21 protein-coding genes are annotated in these 23,294 nt (G+C 71.0%); 13 read left to right on the top strand and 8 right to left on the bottom strand.

Annotation, left to right across the window (positions count from 1 at the left end; translation table 11 throughout):
• The first annotated feature begins 21 nt into the window (after window positions 1-21).
• The 4 genes from ACRAKH_RS34340 to ACRAKH_RS34325 all read left to right on the top strand — a co-directional run bounded on the left by ACRAKH_RS34340 (window position 22) and on the right by ACRAKH_RS34325 (window position 3,675).
• Entirely contained in the window at window positions 22-285 is a 264-nt protein-coding gene (locus ACRAKH_RS34340) for a hypothetical protein (protein ID WP_380725327.1), read from the top strand.
• Between the two features lie 7 nt (window positions 286-292).
• A complete protein-coding gene (locus tag ACRAKH_RS34335; RefSeq protein WP_380725330.1) occupies window positions 293-763 on the top strand; it encodes a GNAT family N-acetyltransferase in 471 nt (156 codons plus the stop codon).
• Between the two features lie 517 nt (window positions 764-1,280).
• Window positions 1,281-3,092 carry a phosphoenolpyruvate carboxykinase (GTP) gene (locus tag ACRAKH_RS34330; RefSeq protein ID WP_380725331.1) on the top strand — a complete coding sequence of 604 codons (1,812 nt, stop codon included), beginning with the start codon at window positions 1,281-1,283 and terminating at the stop codon, window positions 3,090-3,092.
• A 115-nt stretch (window positions 3,093-3,207) separates the two neighbouring features.
• On the top strand, window positions 3,208-3,675 hold the full coding sequence (locus ACRAKH_RS34325) for a hypothetical protein (protein ID WP_380725333.1): 468 nt from the start codon (window positions 3,208-3,210) through the stop codon (window positions 3,673-3,675).
• Between the two features lie 41 nt (window positions 3,676-3,716).
• On the opposite strand, the gene ACRAKH_RS34320 is transcribed toward ACRAKH_RS34325, so the two are convergent.
• Window positions 3,717-4,547 carry a septum formation family protein gene (locus ACRAKH_RS34320; protein WP_380725335.1) on the bottom strand — a complete coding sequence of 277 codons (831 nt, stop codon included), beginning with the start codon at window positions 4,545-4,547 and terminating at the stop codon, window positions 3,717-3,719.
• Between the two features lie 4 nt (window positions 4,548-4,551).
• Window positions 4,552-5,808, bottom strand: a complete 1,257-nt coding sequence (locus ACRAKH_RS34315) for a hypothetical protein (protein ID WP_380725337.1) — start codon at window positions 5,806-5,808, stop codon at window positions 4,552-4,554.
• Between the two features lie 178 nt (window positions 5,809-5,986).
• On the opposite strand from ACRAKH_RS34315, the gene ACRAKH_RS34310 reads away from it, so the two are divergent.
• From ACRAKH_RS34310 to ACRAKH_RS34290, 5 genes are all read left to right on the top strand, one after another.
• Window positions 5,987-6,700 (top strand): YbaB/EbfC family nucleoid-associated protein, encoded by a 714-nt coding sequence (locus tag ACRAKH_RS34310; RefSeq protein ID WP_447009533.1) that lies wholly within the window; start codon window positions 5,987-5,989, stop codon window positions 6,698-6,700.
• 7 nt (window positions 6,701-6,707) lie between these two features.
• Window positions 6,708-7,031, top strand: coding sequence for an ESX-1 secretion-associated protein (locus tag ACRAKH_RS34305; protein ID WP_380725071.1), 324 nt, complete (start codon window positions 6,708-6,710; stop codon window positions 7,029-7,031).
• Window positions 7,032-7,042: 11 nt separating this feature from the next.
• Window positions 7,043-8,155, top strand: a complete 1,113-nt coding sequence (locus ACRAKH_RS34300) for a hypothetical protein (RefSeq protein ID WP_380725072.1) — start codon at window positions 7,043-7,045, stop codon at window positions 8,153-8,155.
• Between the two features lie 2 nt (window positions 8,156-8,157).
• Complete coding sequence (locus ACRAKH_RS34295; protein WP_380725073.1) at window positions 8,158-8,970, top strand: hypothetical protein; 813 nt, start codon at window positions 8,158-8,160, stop codon at window positions 8,968-8,970.
• A gap of 87 nt (window positions 8,971-9,057) precedes the next feature.
• Entirely contained in the window at window positions 9,058-9,867 is an 810-nt protein-coding gene (locus tag ACRAKH_RS34290) for a hypothetical protein (RefSeq protein ID WP_380725074.1), read from the top strand.
• Between the two features lie 2 nt (window positions 9,868-9,869).
• On the opposite strand, the gene ACRAKH_RS34285 is transcribed toward ACRAKH_RS34290, so the two are convergent.
• Window positions 9,870-10,643 carry a LamB/YcsF family protein gene (locus ACRAKH_RS34285; protein ID WP_380725075.1) on the bottom strand — a complete coding sequence of 258 codons (774 nt, stop codon included), beginning with the start codon at window positions 10,641-10,643 and terminating at the stop codon, window positions 9,870-9,872.
• A gap of 91 nt (window positions 10,644-10,734) precedes the next feature.
• On the opposite strand from ACRAKH_RS34285, the gene ACRAKH_RS34280 reads away from it, so the two are divergent.
• From ACRAKH_RS34280 to mctP, 3 genes are all read left to right on the top strand, one after another.
• A complete protein-coding gene (locus ACRAKH_RS34280; protein WP_380725076.1) occupies window positions 10,735-11,427 on the top strand; it encodes a GntR family transcriptional regulator in 693 nt (230 codons plus the stop codon).
• 125 nt (window positions 11,428-11,552) lie between these two features.
• Complete coding sequence (locus tag ACRAKH_RS34275) at window positions 11,553-11,819, top strand: DUF3311 domain-containing protein (RefSeq protein WP_380725077.1); 267 nt, start codon at window positions 11,553-11,555, stop codon at window positions 11,817-11,819.
• Complete coding sequence (gene mctP, locus ACRAKH_RS34270; protein ID WP_380725078.1) at window positions 11,819-13,453, top strand: monocarboxylate uptake permease MctP; 1,635 nt, start codon at window positions 11,819-11,821, stop codon at window positions 13,451-13,453. Before ACRAKH_RS34275 ends, mctP begins: the two co-directional genes overlap by 1 nt.
• A 61-nt stretch (window positions 13,454-13,514) precedes the next feature.
• On the opposite strand, the gene ACRAKH_RS34265 is transcribed toward mctP, so the two are convergent.
• From ACRAKH_RS34265 to ACRAKH_RS34245, 5 genes are all read right to left on the bottom strand, one after another.
• Window positions 13,515-15,695 carry a hypothetical protein gene (locus ACRAKH_RS34265; protein WP_380725079.1) on the bottom strand — a complete coding sequence of 727 codons (2,181 nt, stop codon included), beginning with the start codon at window positions 15,693-15,695 and terminating at the stop codon, window positions 13,515-13,517.
• Between the two features lie 54 nt (window positions 15,696-15,749).
• Window positions 15,750-16,511 (bottom strand): amino acid ABC transporter ATP-binding protein, encoded by a 762-nt coding sequence (locus ACRAKH_RS34260; protein ID WP_380725080.1) that lies wholly within the window; start codon window positions 16,509-16,511, stop codon window positions 15,750-15,752.
• Complete coding sequence (locus ACRAKH_RS34255; RefSeq protein ID WP_380725081.1) at window positions 16,508-17,332, bottom strand: amino acid ABC transporter permease; 825 nt, start codon at window positions 17,330-17,332, stop codon at window positions 16,508-16,510. The genes ACRAKH_RS34260 and ACRAKH_RS34255 overlap by 4 nt, the downstream gene beginning before the upstream one ends.
• A gap of 77 nt (window positions 17,333-17,409) precedes the next feature.
• The gene (locus ACRAKH_RS34250) at window positions 17,410-18,228 is read right to left on the bottom strand and encodes a transporter substrate-binding domain-containing protein (protein WP_380725083.1); all 819 of its coding nucleotides are present in this window, start codon (window positions 18,226-18,228) and stop codon (window positions 17,410-17,412) included.
• 156 nt (window positions 18,229-18,384) lie between these two features.
• Window positions 18,385-21,066, bottom strand: coding sequence for an MGH1-like glycoside hydrolase domain-containing protein (locus ACRAKH_RS34245; RefSeq protein ID WP_380725085.1), 2,682 nt, complete (start codon window positions 21,064-21,066; stop codon window positions 18,385-18,387).
• A gap of 107 nt (window positions 21,067-21,173) precedes the next feature.
• Between ACRAKH_RS34245 and ACRAKH_RS34240 the strand changes: the two genes are divergently transcribed.
• Window positions 21,174-23,252, top strand: coding sequence for a hypothetical protein (locus tag ACRAKH_RS34240; RefSeq protein WP_380725087.1), 2,079 nt, complete (start codon window positions 21,174-21,176; stop codon window positions 23,250-23,252).
• Window positions 23,253-23,294 lie beyond the last annotated feature (42 nt).

The raw sequence follows: 23,294 nt of genomic DNA, 5'->3' as shown, positions 1-23,294 counted from the left end.
ACAACCAGGTAGGAGAGAAGCGTGGCGCAGAGGGTGATCCGCAAGGAGCGCGAGCGGCGGGAGTGGCTGCTCCGGTGCCAGACCGACCGGGGCGAGGCGGCCGTGTGCACGATCAACGTCAACAACGGGGTGGTCGAGCTGCTCGGCCCCGACGACAAGTTCTGCTTCCAGCTGGAGGACACGTCGATCGCCGACTTCCGGTCGGCGTTCGACGCGGCCATCGCCCGCGCCGAGGCGGACCTGACCGCGAATTCGAGTGCGGGGGTCGTGCGCCTGTCGCGATGATGGCCGCATGGTCATCCGCCCGCTGACGGCCGACGACATCGGCACCGTCGTGGAGTTCTCGCTGCGCGCGTGGGCTCCGGTGTTCGCCTCGTTCCGCGCCGCCCTGGGCGTTCCGATCTACACCGCGCTGTTCCCGGACTGGGAGTCGACGCAGGCCCGAGCCGTCGAGGACGTCTGCCGGGACGACGCGACAGCCGTGTGGGTGGCCGACCAACAGGACCGCGCCGTGGGTTTCGTCGCGATCCGGGTGGGGGACGGCGAGATCCACATGCTGGCCGTCGACCCCGACCACCAGCGGCAGGGCATCGGCTCCGCCCTCACCTCCTTCGCCGTCGACCGCCTCCGCGAAGCGGGCGTCACGCTGGCCGTCGTCGGCACGGGCGGCGATCCCGGGCACGCCCCCGCGCGCCGCACCTACGAACGCGCGGGCTTCACGGCGTTCCCCCAGGTCCAGTACTACAAGCGCCTCGACCGATGACCTGACCGGCGTGGACCTGGCGGGAACGCGCACATCGGACATCGTCTGCCACCGCGGTGGCGCGCTGTGCGTGATCGATGAAGTCGTTGTGGCACAGGTGGAACAGTCGCCGATCGCGTTACCCGGAACGTGCGTGCGCCGTTCCTGAAACGGTCGAGTAATCCGGAGATTGTGCCGCAGCAATTTCTTCGTGCGGTCATGGGAGCGCTCTCACGAAGTCGCTGTTTATACACCTGAACGTGTGGCGATCGACGCACTGGCGGCACTTGCATTCCGGGAACTAAAGCCCAGGTCACAGGGCGATTTGTGGTGATCGGGTGCTGAATCGATTCCAGAATCGGTTTTGTGAGCCAGCCGACAGGTCAGATGTGCGTTACCGAGGATTAACCCGGCTAACCTCCGTCTATCCCATTGAACGGCACGCCCTCCACCGGGCGGGCGGAGCTATTCCCGAGGACGTCCCACCAGGACGACGGCGTCCACCGTGGGCTGGCGCTCAGCTAGGAGACGAGACGAGATGACGGCAGTGACCATTCCCGGTCTCGACCACGCACCGACCAACCACCCGCGCCTCCTGTCCTGGGTGCGCGAGGTCGCCGAGCTGACCTGCCCCGACGAGGTCGTGTGGGCGGACGGCTCCCAGGACGAGTGGAACCGGCTCACTGCCAAGCTCGTGGACGCGGGGACGTTCGTCCCGCTGAAGAAGAAACCCAACTCGTTCTGGGCCGCGTCGGACCCCACCGACGTGGCACGGGTCGAGGAGCGCACCTTCATCTGTTCGGTGGACCCGCAGGACGCGGGCCCGACGAACAACTGGATGGACCCCGCCGAGATGAAGGCGATCATGACCGAGCTGTACCGCGGGTGCATGCGCGGTCGGACGATGTACGTGATCCCCTTCTGCATGGGCCCGCTCGACGCCGAGAAGCCGATGCTGGGCGTGGAGATCACGGACTCCGAGTACGTCGTCGTCTCGATGCACATCATGACCCGCATGGGCACGAAGGCGCTGAACCGATTTGGTGACGACGCCGACTTCGTCCAGGCGCTGCACTCGATCGGCGCGCCGCTGGAGCCCGGCCAGGACGACGTCCCGTGGCCCTGCAACGAGACCAAGTACATCACGCAGTTCCCCGAAGAGCGGATGATCTGGTCGTTCGGCTCGGGTTACGGCGGCAACGCGTTGCTGGGCAAGAAGTGCTACTCGCTGCGCATCGCCTCGGTGATGGCGCGCGACGAGGGCTGGCTCGCCGAGCACATGCTGATCCTGAAGCTCACGTCGCCGGAGCAGAAGGCGTACTACATCGCGGCCGCGTTCCCGAGCGCCTGCGGCAAGACCAACCTCGCCATGCTGGAGCCGACCATCCCCGGCTGGAAGGTCGAGACCCTGGGCGACGACATCGCCTGGATGCGGTTCGGCGAGGACGGCCGGCTCTACGCGGTCAACCCGGAGAACGGCTTCTTCGGCGTCGCGCCCGGCACCGACTACCACACCAACCCGAACGCGATGCGCACCATCGCCAAGGGCAACTCGCTGTTCACGAACGTGGCCCTCACCGACGACGGCGACGTGTGGTGGGAGGGCATGGGCGAGCCGCCCGCCCACCTGACCTCGTGGAAGAAGCAGGACTGGACGCCGGACAGCGACGAGCTGTCGTCGCACCCGAACTCGCGCTACTGCACGCCGATCGACCAGTGCGACATCAAGGCGCCCGAGTGGGACGACCCGAACGGCGTGCCGATCTCGGCGATCTTCTTCGGCGGCCGCCGCGCCACGACGATCCCGCTGATCACGGAGTCGCGCGACTGGCAGCACGGCGTGTTCATGGGCGCCACGCTGTCCAGCGAGACGACCGCCGCGGCCGTCGGCAAGACCGGCGTCGTGCGCCGCGACCCGATGGCGATGCTGCCGTTCATCGGCTACCACGCCGGCGACTACTTCCAGCACTGGATCGACACCGGCAAGTCGGCCGACGCGGACAAGCTGCCGAAGATCTTCTACGTCAACTGGTTCCGCCGCGGTGAGGACAAGCGCTTCCTGTGGCCCGGGTTCGGCGAGAACTCGCGCGTGCTGAAGTGGGCCGTCGAGCGCCTGGAGGGCAAGGCCGCCGCGGTGGAGACGCCGATCGGCCACGTCCCCACGGCGGGCGAGCTGGACCTGGACGGCCTCGACGCGCCGCGCGAGGACGTCGAGGCCGCGCTGCGGTTCGACGCCGACGAGTGGCGCGCCGAGATCCCGATGATCGAGGAGTGGTTCGCCAAGATCGGCGAGAAGGTGCCGACGTCGCTGCGCGACGAGCTGGAGGCCCTGAAGCTCCGCCTCGGCTGAGCCCGCACCCCTGAGACCCCCTTGGGGCGTGAGACCCGGTGGCCAACGACGTCCACCGGGTCTCTTTTTGGTTGCTCACCGCGCGTCGCGACTCGTCCGGATGTACCAATGAGGTATGTCCCAACAGGACGATTTCCTCGGCGGCCTCCACTACGACCGGTTGCGTGAGGCGCGGACCGAGCCGAGCACGACGATCGAGCGGTACCACCCGGCGGGTGGTGCGGTTGAGCCCGCCCGCGGGCGGGTATCGCCTTGGTGGCACGTGGCCGGCGTCCTGCTCGGGGCGGTCGGCGCGGCGGCCGCGGTGTTCGTCCTGGCGTTCGCGCTCGACCTCCTCGCGGACGGGGCGCGGACCGAGGGTCTGGTGGCGCTCGGGGTGGCGGGCTTCCTGGTGGCGCTGGTGTGCGCGGGGAAGCTGTCCCCAGCCGCGCCACTGGTCATGGGGATGGCCGCCCTCGCCGGTTCGGTGTTGTACGAACTGGAGACTTTCCCGTTCTTGCCCGTGCTCAGGACGGTGTTCGAGAGCGGCATCCCGGTCGTGGTGGGCGTGTTGCTGGTGATGCTGTCGGGACGACGCGGCTAGTTGTCCACAGGGTGTGGATGGAACTGTGCACAGCCTGTGGGTCAGCTGGGGAGCGGGTTCGCGCCGAGGCCCCACAGCCGCCCGGTGAACGGGCGCGTGGCCTCGGCGTAGCAGACCGCCGACGTGTAGCCCTCCGACCAGGCCAGGCTGCCGAACGCCCGCCACGACGCGAAGACGTCCTCGCGCGCCGCGCCGACGTAGTTCCGGACCGCCTTCGCGCAGTGCTCGGCCGCCTTGGCGTTCACCTGGTCCAGCGACGGCGTCGGGTCCTGCGGAGTGCCCAGCGTCAGCACGCCCGGCACGGCCTCCGCCCGGTGCGGCTGGTCGCACGCCGTGATCCCCGCGTCCTTGTCCTTCCCCGGCGACGCCGTCGCGCACAGCTGCACGGTGCTGAACCCGGCCGCCTTGAGGAGGTCCTTGGCCGAGTGCTTGCGCCGCACCCGGCTGCCGTCCGGCTTCAACTCCGCCACCGTGCACAGGAGCCAGCGGTCGCCCCTGGCCCAGCCGTCGCGGCTCGGCCAGAGCGCCTGCGCCTGCAGCCGGGTGGCGTCGTGGTCGGAACTGCCCAGGTACGCGGTGAGCGCGGCGCGGCACGGCGGCAGGGCGGCTCGGCGCAGGTCGCGGTCCTCCGGGTACTCGGCGGTCAGCCCGTCCAGCCGCCCGACCGAGGTGACCTCGGCCTCGTGCTCGGCCGCGCAGTCGAGGACGTCGAGGCCGGTGTTCGTGCACTGGCCCGGCTTGGGCAGCTCGTCGACGGTCGGGACGATCGACGTCCACACGACCTCGGCGTCCGGCACGCCCGAGACCCGGGCCGTGCAGGCGGCGAGCGCCAGCGCGGACAGTGCCACGACCGCCGCCCGCCAGCCCCTCACCCGGTCAGATTACTGACACCAGCGCCGCCACCTGATCGGCGATGGCACGGCGGTCCTGCTCGAACACCGGATCGGTCAGCGCGGCCGGGTCGGCGGGCTGCCCCAGCACGGGCGTGTGCAGGTGACCGCCCGCGGTCGCGGTGGCGCCCAGGCCCAGCCGCAGCCGGTTCGCCCGGTACATCGACTCGTTGGACAGGTAGTCGCCGCCGCTGCCGGAGGCCGCCGCCGCGCCCGGCGTCGGCTCGTCGGAACGGCAGCTCGGCGTGCCCGTGCCCGGCGGGACGCCCACCGGCCACTCGCAGAACGACCGGTTGAAGAACACCGGGAACGGCGTGGTCCCGGCGTCGACCAGGCGCTGGTGCGGCAACGTCGTCTCGATGAACTCGTGCGCCGGCTGGGGCCACCCCGCCGCGTCCGGCACGGCGCCGCGCGCCGCGACCTCGTTGTTGTCGGGGTACCCGCCCCGCCACCGCGCCGCCCACCGCTCCACGTCGAACCGCCCCGGCCGGCCCTGGCTCACGGTGACCAGCGCGTCCGGCCGGAACGCGAGCGCGCCGCCGTAGAACCGCTCCACGATCCCCTGGTCGAACGCCCCCCACAGCACGGGCAGGACGGCCGCCTCCACCACCACCGGCCCGGACGGCGTGGCCAGCACCCTCCCGTCGAGCCGCAGCGCCGCCGCGCCGGCCGGGTTGCTGCGCCGCACGGACGGGCCGTTGAGCTGGAACGGGTCGAACCCGGTCACCGCGACCCGCCGGACGCCGTCCGCGAACCGCAGGTCCGAGACACCCCGTGACGCGCGGTCGAACGCGTCGACCACCTTCGCCCGGTCCGCCGCGCCGAGCCGCCACCCGCTCGGCTGCCACTGCCGCAGCGCCTTCGTCGCCAGCAGCCGGGCCCAGTACAGCGGCCGGTCGTCGTAGGAGTCCCAGGTCTGCGCGGACTGCGCCCGCCGCACCGCCGTGCGCCACAGCTCCGTCCCGCCGGCGAGCGCGTGGTGGAACGCCTGGGCGCGGGAGATCGGCTCGCACAGCCGTGCGGCGAACCGGCTGACGTCGTCGTCGAACCCGCCCAACCGCGCCAGTTCCGGTCCCACCTCGGGTCCGGTGGGCGTGAGCCGGTCGTCCAGCCGCTGCTCTTCCACGGTGGTGGGGGCGTTCGGGTCGAAGCACCGCGCGGGCTGCGCGTGCGCGACGGCGGGGAGGGCGAGGAGGGTCAGACCGAGTGTGAGCGTCATCACCGCGCGGAGTCGTCTGGTCACCCGCCGATGCTGCCCAACCCCCGTGGGGTGGAGGAAGCCGCCGATCGGTCGGAGGGATCACCGGCCACCCTTTTCACCCGTTCGGGCACGAAGCGTGGTGATCCCTTGCCACTATGGGCCCCGCTCACCGGCGCGCCGCGGTGTCGTCGACGTCCCAGCACTGCCCGGAGGTCTTGTCGTGTCGGCCGAGTTCGACCAGCTCGTCGCCCAGTTCGAGCAGTTCCAGTCCCAGCTGCGCCGCGTCGACCAGCAGGTCGAGGGCATCGACCGGATGCAGCAGGAACTGGCCGCGCTGGAAGTGGTCGCGACCTCGCCCGACCGGGCGGTGACCGTCGTGGCGGGCCCGTCGGGCGCGATCAGGGACATCCGGCTGACCGACCAGGCCATGCGCCGGCCGCCGCACGCGCTGGCCGCCGCGCTGATGGGCACGCTGCGCCAGGCCGTCGCCGAGGCCGCACGCCGCCAGGCCGGGATCGTGGAGACCGCGCTCGGGGACGACCTGAACCTCACCGACCAGGTGTTGGAGACGCAGGCCCAGCTGTTCGGCGTGACGCCGCAGGACATGCGCGCCATGGTCGAGCAGCCGCCGCCGGCCGCCCCGCCGTACCCCGCGGTCCCGCCTCCCCCCGCCGTCCCGCCGCGTCCCGTCCCGCCTCACCCGACCCCGCCGCCTCCCGCGGCAGGTCCGGGACCGAACCGCGTGCCGCCACCCGGCCCGGCCGCGCGCCCCGCCCCACCCCGCCGTCCCGCGCCGCCGCCCGAGGAGCCGGACGACTTCTCGCAGCGCGGGTTCCTGCGCGACGGCGACCAGCCGCCACCGCCACCCGCGCGCCCCGGCCCCGCGCGGAACGACGGCCGTTTCCTGAACCTCTTCGACGACGAGGACCGGTGAGCCCCCGATGAGCGGCGGATTCGACGTCAACACCCAGGAGCTGCGGGACTTCGCCGGCAAGCTCGACGCCCACCGCGCCACCGCGGCCGAGATCGCGGGCCTCGTGGCCAAGGCGGACGTGGGCGAGAAGTCGTGGGGCGTGGTCGGCCTCATCACCAAGAACCGGTACACGCAGATGCTCGGCGACCTCACCGAGCTGTTCCAGGCGCTCCAGGACGGCCTGCAGTCGGGCGCGGACAAGTTCACCGGCGCGGCCGAGGACTACGACGCGCAGGAAGAAGCCGTGAAGCAGCTGTTGAACGGCCTGCAAGTCCGGCTCGACGGCCAGTAGGGGGATGCGAGATGGCTGAAGTGAAGACCGAGGCCGGCGGAGTCGAGATCACCGTCGGCGAGAAGGACACCAGCCAGAAGATGGCGGAGGCCGCCCCCTTCTACGGCAACTACCTCAAGATCAAGGAAGCGGCGGGCAAGGCGGCGGAGGGCGGCGGTTCCGAGGCGACCGCCCTGGCCTCCGAGGGCTCGGCGCTGGTCGCATCGCTCGGCACCTCCGCCCTGGGCATCGCGACCGACCCGATCGGCTGGCTGGTCGGGCAGGGCCTGGACTTCCTGATCAGCGTGGTGCAGCCGTTGGAGGACGCGATCCACTTCGTCAGCGGCGACGGCCCCGCGCTGGCGCAGGCGGCGGAGAACTTCAACGCGATCGGCCAGGGCGTGGTGCGGCTGCGCGAGAAGTTCGACAGCGACCTGGCGAACTCGGTGACGAGCTGGGGCGGTTCCGCGTCCGAGGCGGCCGCCACGAAGCTGGGCGAGTTCGCCGGCGGCATCGACGGCGTCGCCGGTCAGGCCGGTGAGATCGCGCGGATGCTGCAGATCTCCAGCATGATCATGACGATCGTCGAGGACTTCATCAAGGCGATCCTGACCGAGTTGATCACCTGGCTGGTCATGATCTGGATCCCCGCGCTCGCGGCGGCCGTGCCGAGCTTCGGGGCGTCGACCGCCGCCGCGGGCGCCGCGACCGGCGTGCGGGTCGCCACCACCGGCAGCCGGGTGGCCCGGATCGTCGCCAAGCTGAAGCAGTTCCTGACCAGGATCCTCGACTTCCTGCGCAGCCTGAGCAAGCGGGCCGGCGACGTGAAGGCCGGCTTCCAGCGCTCCATGGCCGACAAGCGGGCCAGGAACGTCGCCGCGCAGGCCGGGGACAAGAAGTCGATGGTGGACAAGCTCTGGTCCGACAACGGCATGGTCGGCGAGCGGCTGCACGACGGGTTCGGCAGGTCCATGTGGACCGCGACCACCGACGCGGCGGCGTCGCAGGTCGGCGCGGGCACGGGCGACAACGCGGGCATCGACAAGCCCTTGCGGAACCAGGCCGCCCGGGACAAGGCGGACGAGTACGCCGCCACCGGTGAAGACCAGTCGAAGCAGCAGACCAAGGGATACCTGGACATCTGATCATGGATGAGACCTACGTCGAGATCTTGCCGATCGTCGCCATCATGGTGGGCCTGCTGGCCCTGGGGCACTGGTGGCGCCGGCGCAGCGATCGGAAGAGCGAGCAGGCGCACGCCGAAGCGCTGGCCGAGTTCGCGGGCGGTCTCGGCGGACGTCTGGTCGATCCCGCCGAAGCCCACGCGTGGTCGGCCGGGTTGCTGGAGCCGATGAGGAGGAAGACCGACGGCCTGGTCAACCAGCTGAACCAGGTGTCGCCCACGAGCTTCGGGCTCACCGTGGACTTCCCGCGAGGGAGGTGGGCGGTGCGCGTGGGCGAGGCGTCGGTGGAGGTGACCGCGGACAACGGCACCCGCACGGCCTACGAGTACCGCATCGAGGTGGCCACCGCGCCGGTGACGCCGATGAAGATCAGCCGTCGCATCCACGACGGCAAGAACCTCTTCGGCCGTCCGCTGCCGCCGGACCACGTCGTGGCCCAGGGCGGTGAGAGGGTCCGCGAGGTCCCGGTGACCGTGGCCGCGGAGGGAGGCGGGTGGTACCGGGTCTCCTTCCCGCCGGGCCCGTTCGACACGAACTTCGCCGTGTTCACGAGCGACCCGGCGGCCGTGGCGCCCCTGTTCGACCCGCGGGTCGCCGAACACCTGCTCGCCGAGTTCAACGACATGTACTTCACGCTGCACTTCGAGGCGGGCCTGCTCTTCTGCACCCTGATCAACCGGATCATCCCCGACCAGGCCCTGGCCCGGGTCGACGCCCTGATCGGCCTGCTCGAACGCATGGGCGTCGCCCCGGCGCACCCGCCGGTGTGGGCCTGACCCGGGCGTTCGAGCCGGTCCACCCCGCACGCCGGCCACCGGCGAAGACCAGTCGAAGCAGCAGACCGAGGGGTATCTGGACATCTGATGGAGTACCTCCTCGACTTCGCTCCGCTCATCGCCGTCATGCTGGCCCTGTACGGCCTCCTGCTCTGGTGGAGGTGGCGCGGTGATCGGAAGGAGGAGCGGGCGCACTTCGACGCGGTGGCCGCGTTCGCGCGCAGCCTCGGTGGGAGCGTGGTCGATCCGGCCGCGGCCCGCCCGTGGTCGGCCGAGCTGCTGGAGCCGATGAGGAGCGAGACCGACGGCCTGGTCAACCAGCTGGGCGTGGCGTCGCCTGGAAGCTTCGGAACCACTCTCGACTTCCGGCGCGACGGGTGGTCGGTGCGCGTGGGTGAGGCGTCGGTGGAGAAGGCCGCCGACAATGGCACGCGCACGGCTCACGAGCACCGGGTCGAGGTGGCCACCGCGCCGGTGACGCCGATGAAGATCAGCCGCCGCGTCCACGGGGGCACGAACTTCCTGGGACGCCCGCTGGCGCCCGGCAACATCGAAGCCCAGGGCGGCGAACTGGTCCGCGAAGTCCCGGTGACGGTGGTGGCGGCGGGAGGCGGGTGGCACCGGGTGGCGTTCCCGCCCGGCCCCTTCGACGCCCGGTTCGCCGTGTTCACCAGTGACCCGGCCGCCGTGGCCCGCGGGTTCACCCCCGAGGTCGTCGAGTACCTGTTGGCCCAGGCGCACAGCCTGCCCTCCCCGCTGCACTTCGAGGCGGGATTGGTGTTCGGCACGATGCGCGAGCGGATCGGTCCCGGCCACACCCTCGACACGGTGGACGCGATCCTCGGCCTGCTCGAACGCATGGGCGTCGCCCCGGCGCACCCGCCCGCGAGGACCTGACCTCAGGCGCTCAGCCGGTCCAGCCCACCGGCGAACGGGCCCAGCGTCACGCCCGCCTCCGCCAACGCCGACCGCACCGCCCGCGCGACCGCCACCGCGCCGGGGCTGTCGCCGTGCACGCAGATCGAGTCGACGGGCATCCGCAGCACCTGCCCGTCGACCGCCCGCACCCGCCCCTCGGTCGCCAGCCCCACGCACCGGGACGCGATCTCGCCCACGTCGTGCAGCACGGCGCCCGGCCGCCGCCGGTCCACCAACGTCCCCGCCGCCGTGTACGCCCGGTCCGCGAACGCCTCGTACCGGACCGGCAGCCCGGCCACCCGCGCCCGCTTCAGCCACACCGCGCCGGGCAGCCCGAGCACCGGCAACGTCGGGTCGTACGCCCGCACCGCGTCCACCACGGCGTCGGCCTGCGCCTCGTGCCGCACGAGCGCGTTGTACAGCGCCCCGTGCGGCTTCACGTAGCCGACGCGCGTCCCCGCCGCCCGTGCGCACGCGTCCAGACCGCCCAGCTGGTACAGCACGTCGGCCGTCAGCGTCTCCGGGGACACGTCGACAAATCGCCTGCCGAAGCCGTGCAGGTCCCGGTACCCGACGTGCGCGCCGACGGTGACGCCCCGCGCGGCGGCCCGCTCGCACGTCCGCCGCATCGTCTCCGGGTCGCCCGCGTGGAACCCGCACGCGACGTTCGCGCTGGTCACGACGTCGAGCAAGGCGTGGTCGTCACCCAGCGCCCAACGGCCGAAGCCCTCACCCACATCCGCGTTCAGGTCCACGGGACCTCCCCTCACCGCTTGTTCAATCTAAGGATCGTTCAACAATCCAGCAATACTCCATTCGACTCACCGCCCCACTAGACTCGATCGCATGACGACCGCAGAGGCAGACAGCTGGCTGAGCACCCTCGCGCGGGACCGCGGCGACATCGACCGCTCCAGCACGGCGGAGCGGGTCGCGGACAAGCTCCGCTCCAGCGTCCTCGACGGCGACATCAAGCCCGGTCAGCAGCTCAACGAGAAGGCGCTCGGCGAAGCCCTCCGGGTCTCCCGCAACACGCTGCGCGAGGCGTTCCGCCTGCTCACCCACGAACGCCTGCTCGTGCACGAGTACAGCAAGGGCGTGTTCGTGCGCCGCCCCGGCGCGTCCGACGTCGTGGACCTCTACGCCGCCCGCCGCGTCATCGAGTGCGGCGCCGTCCGGCACTGGCCCGCGGTGTCCGAGCAGGCCCGGCAGGCCGTCCGCGACGCCGTCGCCCTCGGCGCGCGGTTCCGGGAGCTGGGCGACTGGACCGGCGTCGGCACCGCGAACGTCAAGTTCCACCAGGCCCTCACCGCCCTCGCGGGCAGCGCCCGGCTGGACGAGGAGATGAAGCGGCTGCTCGCGGAGGTGCGCCTGGCGTTCCACGTCATGGGCGACCCCGAGGAGTTCCACCGGGACTACCTGCCGCTGAACCAGTCCATCGTGGACCACCTCGACGCGGGACGGGTTCGGCAGGCCGAAGAGGCGTTGCTGACCTACTTCGACCGCGCCGAGCACCACTTGGTGACCCACCTGCGGTGAACGAATCGTTGGTCACGATCCAACTACTTCACCGGTAGGTAATCCACCTGACATGGTGACTACTGTCCCTCCTCCGGCCTAGCATGCGCGACACCGCGTCACCGGGCCGCCGTACGGAGGGGCACATGTCGTCAGCTCGAAAATCCAGCCTCCGCTGGAGCAACTGGAACCTGCTTCTGCTCGTTCCGCTGCTCATGCTCGTCACGCCCTGGTTCAACTCCGATGAGCCGAGGCTGCTGGGGCTGCCGTTCTTCTACTGGTACCAGTTCGCGTGGGTTCCGGTCGGTGTCCTCTGCGTGGGCCTGGTCTACATCAAGACCAAGGACGAACCCGTCGTCAAGGGCAAGCCGGACCTGCTCAGCGTGGACGACCTGGACGAGGGGGCCAAGTAATGCAGTGGACCGAGTTGGTGGTCTTCAGCGCGCTGTTCCTGCTGGTCACCGTCCTGGGATTCGTCGCGGCGAAGTGGAAGGCGGGCGACACCCTCGACCACCTCGACGAGTGGGGCCTCGGCGGGCGCAAGTTCGGCTCGTGGATCACGTGGTTCCTGGTCGGCGGTGACCTGTACACGGCGTACACGTTCGTCGCCGTGCCCGCCCTGGTCTTCGGCGCCGGCGCGATGGGCTTCTTCGCCCTGCCCTACACGGTCATCCTGTACCCGATCGTGTTCCTGCCGCTGGTGCGCATGTGGTCCGTCTCCCGCGTGCACGGCTACGTGACGCCGGCGGACTTCGTCCGCGGCCGGTACGGCTCGCACTGGCTCGCGCTGCTGGTCGCGATCACCGGCATCATCGCCACGATGCCGTACATCGCGCTGCAGCTCGTCGGCCTGGAGGCCGTGCTGCGCACGATGGGCCTCAACGGCTCGGGCATCCTCGGCCACCTGCCGCTGTTCATCGCGTTCGTCATCCTCGCGCTCTACACGTACCAGTCGGGCCTGCGCGCGCCCGCGCTGATCGCGTTCGTCAAGGACACGCTGATCTACATCGTGATCCTCGTGGCCGTGATCTACCTGCCGTCCAAGTTCGGCGGCTGGGGCGCGATCTTCGACACCGCGCAGGCGAAGTACGCCGCGTCCGAGAGCAAGGCCGACGGGACGATCCTCAACGGCAACAACCAGCTCCAGTACGCGACGCTGGCGCTGGGCTCGGCGCTGGCGCTGTTCCTCTACCCGCACTCGCTGACCGGCATCCTCGCCTCGCGCGGCCGCAACGTGATCAAGCGGAACATGGTGGCGCTGCCCGCGTACTCGCTGCTCCTGGGCCTGCTCGCGATGCTGGGCTTCGTCGCCATCAGCGCGGGCGTCAAGCCGATCACCAACCAGGCCACCGGCCGCCCGGACACGAACACCATCGTGCCGGTGCTGTTCGGCCAGGAGTTCCCGAGCTGGTTCGCCGGCGTCGCGTTCGCGGCCATCGCGATCGGCGCCCTGGTGCCCGCCGCCATCATGTCGATCGCGGCGGCGAACCTGTGGACCCGCAACATCTACAAGGAGTACCTGAAGAAGGACGCCACGCCCGCCCAGGAGGCCAAGCAGGCCAAGCTGGCGTCGCTGGTGGTGAAGTTCGGCGCGGTCGCGTTCATCGTGTTCATCGACCCGCAGTTCTCCATCGACCTGCAGCTCATCGGCGGCGTGATGATCCTGCAGACGCTGCCCGCCGTGGCGATCGCGCTGTACACGCGGTGGTTCCACATCTGGGGCCTCATCGCGGGCTGGGTCGCCGGCATGGGCTACGGCATGTGGCTGCTCTACAACATCGGCAACCCGGCCGCCGGCAAGGCGCACTTCGCCGGTTCCGCGCTGCCGCTGGGCAAGCTGTCGCTGTTCGGGTGGCACCCGTTCGGCGCGTCCACCGTGCAGATCTACGTCGGCGCGATCGCCATCGTGGTGAACCTGCTGGTCGCCGTCATCGTGACGCTGATCGCGAAGCGGACCCGCGTGTCCAACGGGACGGACCAGACGCAGGCCGACGACTACCACGTGGACGAGGACAGCGACCGGGTGAAGCCGATCGCCGTGCACTAGTCCACCGGGTCGCGACACCGACGAGCCCCGTCCGGCATCCAGCCGGGCGGGGCTCGTCGCGTCAGCGCTTCAACGCCCTGGTGACGCCGGCCGCCACGGTGGTCGCGAGCACCCACCCCATCGCGATCAGCCCCGCCGCGATCCACTGCGACTCGTCCGGCGTGTGCCAGCGGTTCTTGTTGCCGAGGTCCACGATCGGCACCAGCAGGTCGATGGTGAACAGCCACGGGTTCCAGGTCAGCTTGTCCTGCTCGTTGATCTCCGACAGCTCCGGCCCGGACGCGAAGTAGGCGCTACCCGCCAGCCACATCACCACCAGCCACGCCAACGCGCGGGCCGGGCGGTAGCCGTAGCCGACCATCGCGCGCTGCAGCCAGCTCCACACCAGCACCAGCGGGCCGAGCCAGCGGCGGCCCTCGGCGACCGCCCGGTACCGCAGCCGCTGCTTCTCCACCAGCACGGTCGCCGCGTGCTCGTCGTTGCCCGCCGCGCGCAGCATCTCGGCGAACTGGTCGTACGGGCCCGGCCGGTACGTGCGCCGCATCGCCTGCCGCAGCCAGCGCAGCCGCCGTTCGACCTCGGCGTCGTCCCGCAGGTCGATCGGGTTCCGCAGCGAGTCGTAGCGGAACTCCTCCAGGTCGATGCGGCCGGTCGCGCTCCAGAAGTTCTCGTTGTCGTCCAACGACGTGCAGCGCACCTGCCGCAGCGTCACGTCGCCGCGCGGCGGGCCGATCGGCGTCACCACCAGCTCCTGCACCTGCATGCCGAGCAGGTTCAGCGCGTGCGCGTCCAGCTTGTCGCCGAGCACGGCGCCCGCGAACGTCGCCATCCGGCCGACCGTCGCCCGCCTCGCCCGCACGCCGCCGTGCGCGACGAACTCCTTGGCCCCGCGCGCGCAGATGAGGTCGCGCCCGATCGCGGCGCCGCCGACGTCCAACGACGGCTTGCCCGCGGGCTGGTGCCGGTAGCGGCCCGGCTGGGTGATCCGGCTGCCGCGCAGGTCGAGGTTCGCGCCGATGCGCACGCCCCGCAGCTCCAGCCCGCCGGTGACCTCCACCTCGCGCGCGGCGAGGTTGCTGCCGATCCGGGACCTGTTGCCCAGCACGGCGTCCGCGCGCGGGTTGTCCAATGTGGACCCGTCGAGGATGAGGCTGCCCTTGGCCTGGAAGTCCACCATCCTCAGCTGCCCGCGCACGCGCGCCTGGCGTCCGATGAGGTCGCCGCCCACCTGCGTGCCGTCGAGGTGCAGCGCGCGCCCGTAGCCCGTCGGCTCGGCGGCGCCCGTGTCGAGCGCGCGGCCGTACCCGGTCGGCTCGGGGGTCGACTCGCCCAGGGCGTCGAACGCGCCGCCGGACAGCGAGAGCGTGCCGCCGACCGCGGCGTTGACCATGCGCACGGTGCCGGCGCTGGTGAACCCGCGGTCCAGCTGCACGTCGCCGTCCACGGTGATGCGGTCGAACACCAGCGTGGCGTTCGGGTCGGAGTGCGGGTCCAGCGCGTCGTCGTCCGCCCGGCCGCCGGCCGCGGTCGAGCCGCGCAGCGTGAGCGCGGAGTCGACCCGCGCGCCCGCCAGCAGCACGGTGCCGTTCAGCGTGCAGCCGCTCATCAGCAGGTTGCCGCCGACGTGCAGGCCGGTGCCGTTGAACGCGTGCTTGAGCGGGTTGTCCAGCAGGCCGCCGCTGACGTTGCAGTAGCCGCCGACGTGCGCGCCCGCCATCCGCAGCTCACCGGTGACCCGCACCCGCTGCGCCAGCACCCCGCCCGCGAGCTTCAACCGGTCCGCGTGCAGCGCGATCGTGCCCGGCGCCCTCAGCTCGGCGTCCCGCAGCGTGAGGGAGCCGGCCACCTCCGCGTCGACCAGGTCGACCAGGCCCTCCACGGTGCTGCCCACGAGCGACACGTCGTTGGCGCTGCTCAGGTTGCGGGCGGCGAGGCCGGGGAGCCAACAGTCGGCGAACTCGATCCCGGCGAGCTTGCCCTGGCGCAGGTCCGGCGGCTCCTCGAACCGGCAGCGGACGAACTCCAGCACGTACGGGAACTCCACCGCGCGCAGGTCCAGCGTGCCGGTCAGGAACCGGTCGGCGACCCGCACCACCGGCGGCATCCCGGCCCGCCGCCGGGGTAACCGCCACGGCCCGTCCGGCTCGGCGACGCCGCGCAGCACCTCGGCGGCGGCCATGCGGGCGGAGCGCGGCGGGCTGGGGTCGAACACGTCCAGCCCCCGCGCCCCCACCTCTGCCATGAGATCGACAATAGGGGCGACCGACGCACCGCGTGGCCGGTTCGGCGCACTGCGTCAGGCGCGCGGCCCCTGGTTCGTCGGGTCCAGCACGCGGGCCAGGAACGACTGGGTGCGCTCGTGCCGGGGAGCGCCGATGACCTGCTCGGCCGGCCCCTCCTCCACGACGTACCCGCCGTCCATGAACAGCACCCGGTCGGCCACCTCGCGGGCGAACTGCATCTCGTGCGTCACCACGAGCATCGTCATGCCCTCGTCGGCGAGCTGCCGCATGACGCCGAGCACGTCGCCGACCAGCTCCGGGTCCAGCGCCGACGTCGGCTCGTCGAACAGCATCACGTCCGGGTCCATCGACAGCGCCCGCGCGATCGCCGCGCGCTGCTGCTGGCCGCCGGACAGCTGCCCCGGCATGGCGTTCACCTTGTCCGACAGCCCGACCCGCTCCAGGTTCCGCAGCGCGACCTCCTGGGCCTTCCTGGCGTCGCGCTTGAGCACCTTGCGCTGGGCGACGGTCAGGTTGTTCAGCACGCTGAGGTGCGAGAACAGGTTGAACGACTGGAACACCATGCCGATGCGGGTGCGCGCGGCGTCGATGTCCACGTCCGGGTCGGTCAGCTCGGTGCCGTCCACGACGATCTTGCCGCCGGTCGGCTCCTCCAGCAGGTTGACGCAGCGCAGCAGCGTCGACTTGCCGGAACCCGACGGGCCGATGATGCACACCACGTCACCGCGGTTGACCTTGAGGTCGATGCCCTTCAGCACCTCCAGCGGGCCGAACGACTTCTTCAGCCCGGTGACCTCGACGACGACGTCGCTCACGCCGACACCCCCAACCCGCTCGATTCGGGCGTGCTGATCTTCCGCCCGCCGGTGCGCCGCTCCAGGTACCGGGACAGGTGGCCCAGCGGCAACGTGATGATCAGGTAGCACAGGCCGGCGATGAGCAGCGGGGTCATCGTGGGCGACCGGCTCAGCGTCTCGCGGCCGAGCTTGGTCAGCTCGTAGTCCGAGGTGGCCAGGCCGACGACGCTGATCAGCGACGAGTCCTTGATCAGCATGATCAGCTCGTTGGTCAGCGGGGGCAGGATGATCCGGAACGCCTGGGGGATCACGACGGTGACCAGCGTGCGCCCCTGGGACATGCCCAGCGACCTGGCCGCCTCGATCTGGCCCTTCGGCACGGCCTGGATGCCCGCGCGGATCGTCTCGGCGATGTACGCGCTGCCGACGATGCCGAGCGCGAGGCCGGCGGTCGAGTTGATCTCGAACTTCAGGCCGAACGCGAGCGGCACCGCGACGCTCAGCGCCACGAACACGAGCAGCGCGGGCACGCCGCGGAAGAACTCGATGTAGACGGTGGCGATCCACCGCCACGGCGCGACCGGCGAGAGCTTCATCAGCGCCAGCAGCAGGCCGAGGCCGAGGCCGATGGCGAAACCGAAGGCGCTGTAGACGATCGTGTTCACCAACGCGCTGGTGATGATCGTGGGGAACATCGCCTTCGCGGTGTCGGCGTCGAAGAACGACTGCCGGATCTCACCCCAGTCGGCGAAGACCGCCACCGCGAGGACGATGACGATCAGTAGTGCGTACTGCGCGCGGCGGAAGGCGATGGCCCTCCGCCGTTTGGACATGGCCATCTTCTCGGCGCTCCTCGAAAAGGGATCGGACAAGGACGGGGCCGGTGCCCATGAGCACCGGCCCCGCGGTCAACCGGTCACTTCTTCTCCGGCTTCTTGCCGAACCACTTCTCGTAGATCCGGTCGTACTCGCCGCTCTCCTTGGCCTTCTTGATGACCTCGTTGACCTTCGCCTGAAGGGCGGTGTTGCCCTTCTTCAGGCCGATGCCGTAGCTCTCGCCGGTCTCGAACTCCCTGGTCACCGCGGTGTCCGGGAACTCCTTGGCGTAGTCGTAGAGCACGCCGTTGTCATTGATCGCCGCGTCCACCGCGCCGGTGCGGACGGCGGTCTCCAGCAGCGGGAGGTCCTCGAACTCCACGACGGTGTAGCCGTGGGCCTCGGCGTTCTTGTTGGCGTACTCCTCGCCGGTGGTGTCCTGCTGGACGCCGAGGCGCTTGCCCTTCAGGTCGGGCAGGTCCTTGACCGGCGAGTCCTTCTTCACCAGCAACGCCTGGGAGGCGTCGAAGTACGGGTCGGAGAAGTCGATCGCCTTCTTGCGCTCTTCGGTGATCGTCATCCCGGCCGCGGCCAGGTCGCACTCACTGGTCGCGAACACGGTGCCCGAGGTGATGTTCTCGAACGGCGTGTCGAAGATTTCCTGAGTGACGTTGAGTTCCTTGGCCACCAGATCGACCAGGTCGACGTCGAAGCCGACCGTCTTGTCGCCCTCGGAGAACTGGAAGGGCTTGTAGGACAGGTGGGTGCAGGTGACCAGCTTGCCGCTCTGGACCAGGGTGATGCCCGACCCGCTGTCCTGCGAGCCGGTGTTGACCTTGGTCGCGCACGCCGTCATCGTGGCCGCCAGGGCGAGCACGGGGAACAGGGCGAGCGCAGCGTGCCTGGTACGACGGGCCACGGCGTCACTCCTCGTAACTGTGTCGGTCGAGTGTTCGGCATACTGCCACTTGGGTGACTGGGTGCACAGCACGTGCGTGTTACAGAGCTTCGGTGCGCATGAATCTTGCGTCACAAGCCACGTTGAGCAACAAGATGTTCAGCCGTTTGGGTTAAATCACACAATTGATTCACCTACCGCGCCCGTGTGACGACGATCCGTCAACAAGCTGGCGACCAGCGCGGTCCAGCCCGTCTGGTGCGTCGCGCCCAATCCCTCGCCGGTGTCCCCGTCGAAGTACTCGCTGAAGGTCACGTGCTCGCGCCACAGCGGCGAGTCGGTCGACTCGATCCGCTTGCCGTCCGCGGGCCTGCGCCCGTCGTGGTCCGGCAGGAACAACGCCACCAGCCGCCTGACCAGCTCGTCCGCCGCCTGGCCCGCGGTCACCTGCCGCTGGCTGCGGGTGGGAAGTTCCACGTGGAACTTCCCGCCGTGGAACTCCTCGACGGTCCGCAGGGCCTCCACGAGCAGCGCGTTCGTCGGGAACCAGACCGGGCCGCGCCAGTTGGAATTGCCGCCGAACATCGGCGTGCGCGACTCGCCCGGCTCGTAGCCCATCCGGTGCTCCTGGTCCGCGACCTGCACCTCCAGGCCCTCGCGGTGCGCCGCGGACAGGCTGCGGATGCCGTGCGGCGAGAGGAACTCGCCCTCGTCCAGCATCCGGCTCAGCACCCGGCGCAGCTTGCGCTCGTCCAGCAGGCTGAGCATCGCGCCGCCGCCGCTGCGGCTCACGAACCGCTGCAGCTCGGGCCGGCGGGACAGCAGGTGCTCCAGCCGCCGGCCGAACTCCGGCAGCTCCTCGAACACCCACGGCTCCAGCACCGCGCACGCCAGCACCGGGATGAGGCCCACCATCGACCGGACCCGCACCGGCTGCGACTCGACGTGCCCGTCCGGCAGCCGCCGCGACACCACGTCGTAGCAGAAGCCGTCCGTCTCGTCCCAGATGCCGCGCCCGCCCGAACCGAACTGCGTGGACGCCTCGGCGATGCTCAGGAAGTGCTCCACGAACTTCGTGGCCACGTCCTCGTACGACTCGTCGTGCCGCGCCAGCTCCAGCGCGATCTGCATCAGGTGCAGGCTGTACGCCGCCATCCACGACGTGGCGTCCGACTGCTCCAGCCGCCACTGGCCGAGCATCGGCTCCGACCGGTTCACCGGGCCGATGTTGTCCATGCCGAGGAACCCGCCCTCGAACAGGTAGCTGCCGTCGGCGTCCTTGCGGTTCACCCACCACGAGAAGTTCAGCAGCAGCTTGTGGAACACCTTGGCCAGGAACTTCCGGTCCTTGACCTCCTCGGACCGGTACACCTGCAACGCCGCCCACGCGTGCACCGGCGGGTTGACGTCGCCGAACTCCCACTCGTAGGCGGGCAGCTGGCCGTTCGGGTGCATCAGCCACTCGCGGCACAGCAGGAGCAGCTGCTCCTTGGCGAACGCCGGGTCGACCTTCGCGAACGGCACGGTGTGGAAGGCGAGGTCCCACGCGGCGAACCACGGGTACTCCCACTCGTCCGGCATGGAGATCACGTCGGCCACGTCGAAGTGCCGCCAGTGCGCGTTGCGGGCGTGCATGTTCTTGCGGGACGTCGGCGCGGCGGGCTGCGCCGGGTCGCCGTCCAGCCACTCGCGGGTGCGGAAGCGGTAGTGCTGCTTGGTCCACATCAACCCGGCCAGCGCGCGCCGCACGACGGCCGCGCGCTTCGGGTCCAGGTCGGTCTGGTGGAACCCGTCGGCCTCGGCCTTCCGCTGGTCGACGGTGTCCTGGAAGCTCGGCCCGAACGCGTCGAGGTGCCCGTCGCCCTCCACCAGGCGCAGCCGCACGGTGACCGACTCGCCCGGCTCGACCGGGTCGAACGAGTACCAGGCGGCGACCTTCGTGCCCGGCTCGCTGGTGTCGTCCGGCCCGACGACCTGGCACGCCGTCGCGTCCTGCCGGATCACGTACCGGTCGACGCCGTCCTTGGTGTAGCGGGTCGGGTTGGCCGCGGCGCCGAACAGCTCGACCTCGTTGGTCTCGTTGTCCGTGACCAGCAGGGTCGGCGTGCCCTCGACGTGCAGCGTGTAGCGGCCCAGCGCGCCGTGCTCGGCGGTGATCCGCCGCCACCCGTCCCGCGTGGACGCCCGGAGCGTCGGCTTGCGGTCGTCCCGCCCCCACGCCCACGTGTTGCGGAACCAGAACTGCGGCAGCAGGTGCAGCGGGGCCGGGTCGGGGCCGTGGTTGGTGGCGGTCAGCTCGACGCAGATGTCCCGCGGGCCCGCCTTGGCGTAGCTGATCCGGACGTCGAAGAACCGGTTCTCGTCCAGCGCGCCGGTGTCGGACAGCTCGGGCTCGCGCTCGTTGCGGCCGGCGCGCTTGGCCATCTCGCGCAGCTCGGCGTAGGGGAACTCACACTGCGGGTACCGGTAGACGACCTGCATCCACGAGTGCGTCGGCGTGCCGTCGGTGACCCACCAGTGCTCCTTGACGTCCTCGCCGTGGTTGCCCTCGTTGTTGGTGAGCCCGAAGTAGCGCTCCTTGAGGATCGGGTCGCGGCCGTTCCAGAGAGCGACGCCCAGGTTCAGGAAGCCGTGCACGTCGCAGATGCCCGCGATGCCGTCCTCGCCCCACCGGTAGGCCCGGGCGCGGGCGTGGTCGAAGGGGAAGGACGTCCACGCGTCCCCGCCCGCCGAGTAGTCCTCGCGGACCGTCCCCCACTGGCGTCCGGCCAGGTAGGGGCCCCAGAGACGCCACGGCGCGGTCGGCGAGTCGGACTCCGCCAACCGCATCCGCTCGGCTTGCCGGCTGTGCTCGTTCACGGGGCCAGTGTGCGGCATCGATCCAGTAAAGCGGTTACCGGCGGGTTAGGTCACAGTCCTGCCCGGTGTTTGCAAACCCTGTCCGAGGGGTGTCATCGTCACGCTCCGTGGACTACCACTTACCTCCCTGGTACCGCGGCGTCGACGACCCGCAGCGGGTGCTGGAGCGCGCGGTGTCGACGGCGCTGGAGCGCCCGGAGGTGCGGCTCGCCGCGGCGGGGCACGTGACGCGGGAGCGCCTGGTGGACGCGCTGAGCGGTGCGGAGGGCGCCGTGCTGGCCGCCGCGCGCCAGGCCGAGCAGCGGTACCGGGACGTGCGGCCGGGGTGGTGGGCGTTGTTCGAGCTGAACGCCCCGGTCGGCCGGTGGGTGCTGCTCGCCACGCCGGTCCTGGGCTTCGCGGCCCTCGGCTGGCACGTCGCACTCCTGGTCGGCCTGTCCCGGGCCGGGGTGCTCGCGGTCGTCGGCGGGGCGGCGGCGTTCGCGCTCGTGGTCGGCGCTTTGTTGCTGATGAACTGGTCCGAGGGGCGCTTCAGCCGCCGGCTGGCGATCGCCTGGCTCGGCTGCGGGTGCGTGCTTCCCGTGACGTCCGCGGAGCCGTTGCTGCGGCTCGACGCGCCGGCCTGGCCGTTCGCGCTCGCGGGCGTCGGCGTGGTCTACGCGTCGGCCCTGCTCACCGTCCGCACGGTGTTCCGGAGCTTCCGGCTGTCGGGCCGGGGCGAGGTGGCGCGCGCCGCGCTGGCCGCGTGGGAGGAGAGCGTGCTGGTCGACGGCGTGCTGCCGGTCCTCTACAGCACGCTGAACGACGTCACGCCGCCCGTCCACGCGACCACGCTGACGGTGCGGGAGGTCGCGCCCCTGGTGCGCGCCGACCCGCTGCGGATGCACGTCCCGACGCCCGCCGGCGCCGTGCTGGCCGGGCTGGTCGACCGGCTCGACGGCGGCAGCTTCGCCGTCGCCGGACCGCGCGGCGCGGGGAAGACGAACCTGCTCCGGGCGTTCTGCGGCGGGCGGTACCGGGCGCCGGGCCGCGCGCCCGACCTGGCCGTGCTGGTGTCCGCGCCGGTCGACTACGTGCCGCAGGAGTTCGTCGTGCACCTGTTCACCGAGGTGTGCGAGGCGGTGATCGCCCGGTTCGGCGAGCCCGGGCGGGGCCGCCGGCGGTGGCGGCGCGAGATCCGGCCGCACCCGCTGGTGGCGATCGCCCGCGACCACCTGACGGCGCTCGACTACGTCCGCACGCACACCGACGAGATCAGCGGCAAGGGCGGGCTCAAGGGTTTCGAGCTGGCCGGCAAGCGCGCCGTCACTTTGGCCGGCCGGCCGCTCACGTACCCGGAGGTGGTGAAGCGCTTCCGGGTGTTCCTGGGCCGGATCGCCGCCGAGCAGGCCACCGAGCGTGAGCTCGAACCCGGCCGGGTGATCATCGGCATCGACGAGCTGGACCGCATCGGCACCGGCGAGCCCGCCCGCAGGCTCCTCAACGAGGTCAAGGCCATCTTCGACGTCCAGGGCTGCTACTACCTGGTGTCGGTCTCCACCGAGGCGCAGCACGACTTCGAGCTGTCCGGCATCGGCCTGCGCAGCGTCTTCGACAGCTCGTTCGACGAGGTCGTCCGGGTCGACTACCTCGACTTCGAGTACGCCCGCAAGCTGCTCCGGCGGTACGTCCTCGACCTGTCCGAGCAGTTCCACGCCCTGGCGTACGTGTTCTCCGGCGGCCTGGCCCGCCAGCTCGTCCACACCGCCCGGGCCATCGTGGACCTGGGCCGCGACCGGCCGGGACGCGACCTCGCGGACGTGGTGGCCGCGCTCGCCGAGGCCGAGCTGACCCGCGCCTGCCAGGCCACCGCCGACGCGCTGACCGCCGTGGACGACCGCGAGGGCGTCACCGCCCTCCTCCGCCTGCTGGACGAGCGCCCCGCCGCCGACCTCAAGACCTACGGGGACGGCATCCTCGGCGCGTACTCCGGGAGGTCCGAGCGCGCCCGCCAGCTCAGGGACGCCGTCGCCGCGCGCGTGCACTTCCTCGCCACGGCGCGGCAGATCTTCACCGCGGACCTCACCGAGGAGCGGATACGCCTCCTCGACTTCGACGACCTCGCCCGCGCCCGCCGCTACGCCGGCACCAACCCGGACGCCGGCCGCAGCCTGCTGCGCGACCTCAACCGGCGTTGGGCGACGTGACCCCGCGACGGGCCGACCGCGCACCGGGGGCGCACGGCCGGC

It is taken from the genome of Saccharothrix hoggarensis (genome assembly GCF_052936025.1).
This window is presented reverse-complemented; position numbering and strand designations above follow the sequence as displayed.

What these genes read in the sequence shown, in the direction of transcription:
- ACRAKH_RS34255 (WP_380725081.1), bottom strand. Translation starts at nt 17,332, where the DNA reads ATGGCCATGTCCAAACGGCGGAGGGCCATCGCCTTCCGCCGCGCGCAG.
- mctP (WP_380725078.1), top strand. Translation starts at nt 11,819, where the DNA reads ATGCAGTGGACCGAGTTGGTGGTCTTCAGCGCGCTGTTCCTGCTGGTC.
- ACRAKH_RS34295 (WP_380725073.1), top strand. Translation starts at nt 8,158, where the DNA reads ATGGATGAGACCTACGTCGAGATCTTGCCGATCGTCGCCATCATGGTG.
- ACRAKH_RS34305 (WP_380725071.1), top strand. Translation starts at nt 6,708, where the DNA reads ATGAGCGGCGGATTCGACGTCAACACCCAGGAGCTGCGGGACTTCGCC.
- ACRAKH_RS34280 (WP_380725076.1), top strand. Translation starts at nt 10,735, where the DNA reads ATGACGACCGCAGAGGCAGACAGCTGGCTGAGCACCCTCGCGCGGGAC.
- ACRAKH_RS34325 (WP_380725333.1), top strand. Translation starts at nt 3,208, where the DNA reads ATGTCCCAACAGGACGATTTCCTCGGCGGCCTCCACTACGACCGGTTG.
- ACRAKH_RS34290 (WP_380725074.1), top strand. Translation starts at nt 9,058, where the DNA reads ATGGAGTACCTCCTCGACTTCGCTCCGCTCATCGCCGTCATGCTGGCC.
- ACRAKH_RS34275 (WP_380725077.1), top strand. Translation starts at nt 11,553, where the DNA reads ATGTCGTCAGCTCGAAAATCCAGCCTCCGCTGGAGCAACTGGAACCTG.
- ACRAKH_RS34330 (WP_380725331.1), top strand. Translation starts at nt 1,281, where the DNA reads ATGACGGCAGTGACCATTCCCGGTCTCGACCACGCACCGACCAACCAC.
- ACRAKH_RS34335 (WP_380725330.1), top strand. Translation starts at nt 293, where the DNA reads ATGGTCATCCGCCCGCTGACGGCCGACGACATCGGCACCGTCGTGGAG.
- ACRAKH_RS34265 (WP_380725079.1), bottom strand. Translation starts at nt 15,695, where the DNA reads ATGGCAGAGGTGGGGGCGCGGGGGCTGGACGTGTTCGACCCCAGCCCG.
- ACRAKH_RS34300 (WP_380725072.1), top strand. Translation starts at nt 7,043, where the DNA reads ATGGCTGAAGTGAAGACCGAGGCCGGCGGAGTCGAGATCACCGTCGGC.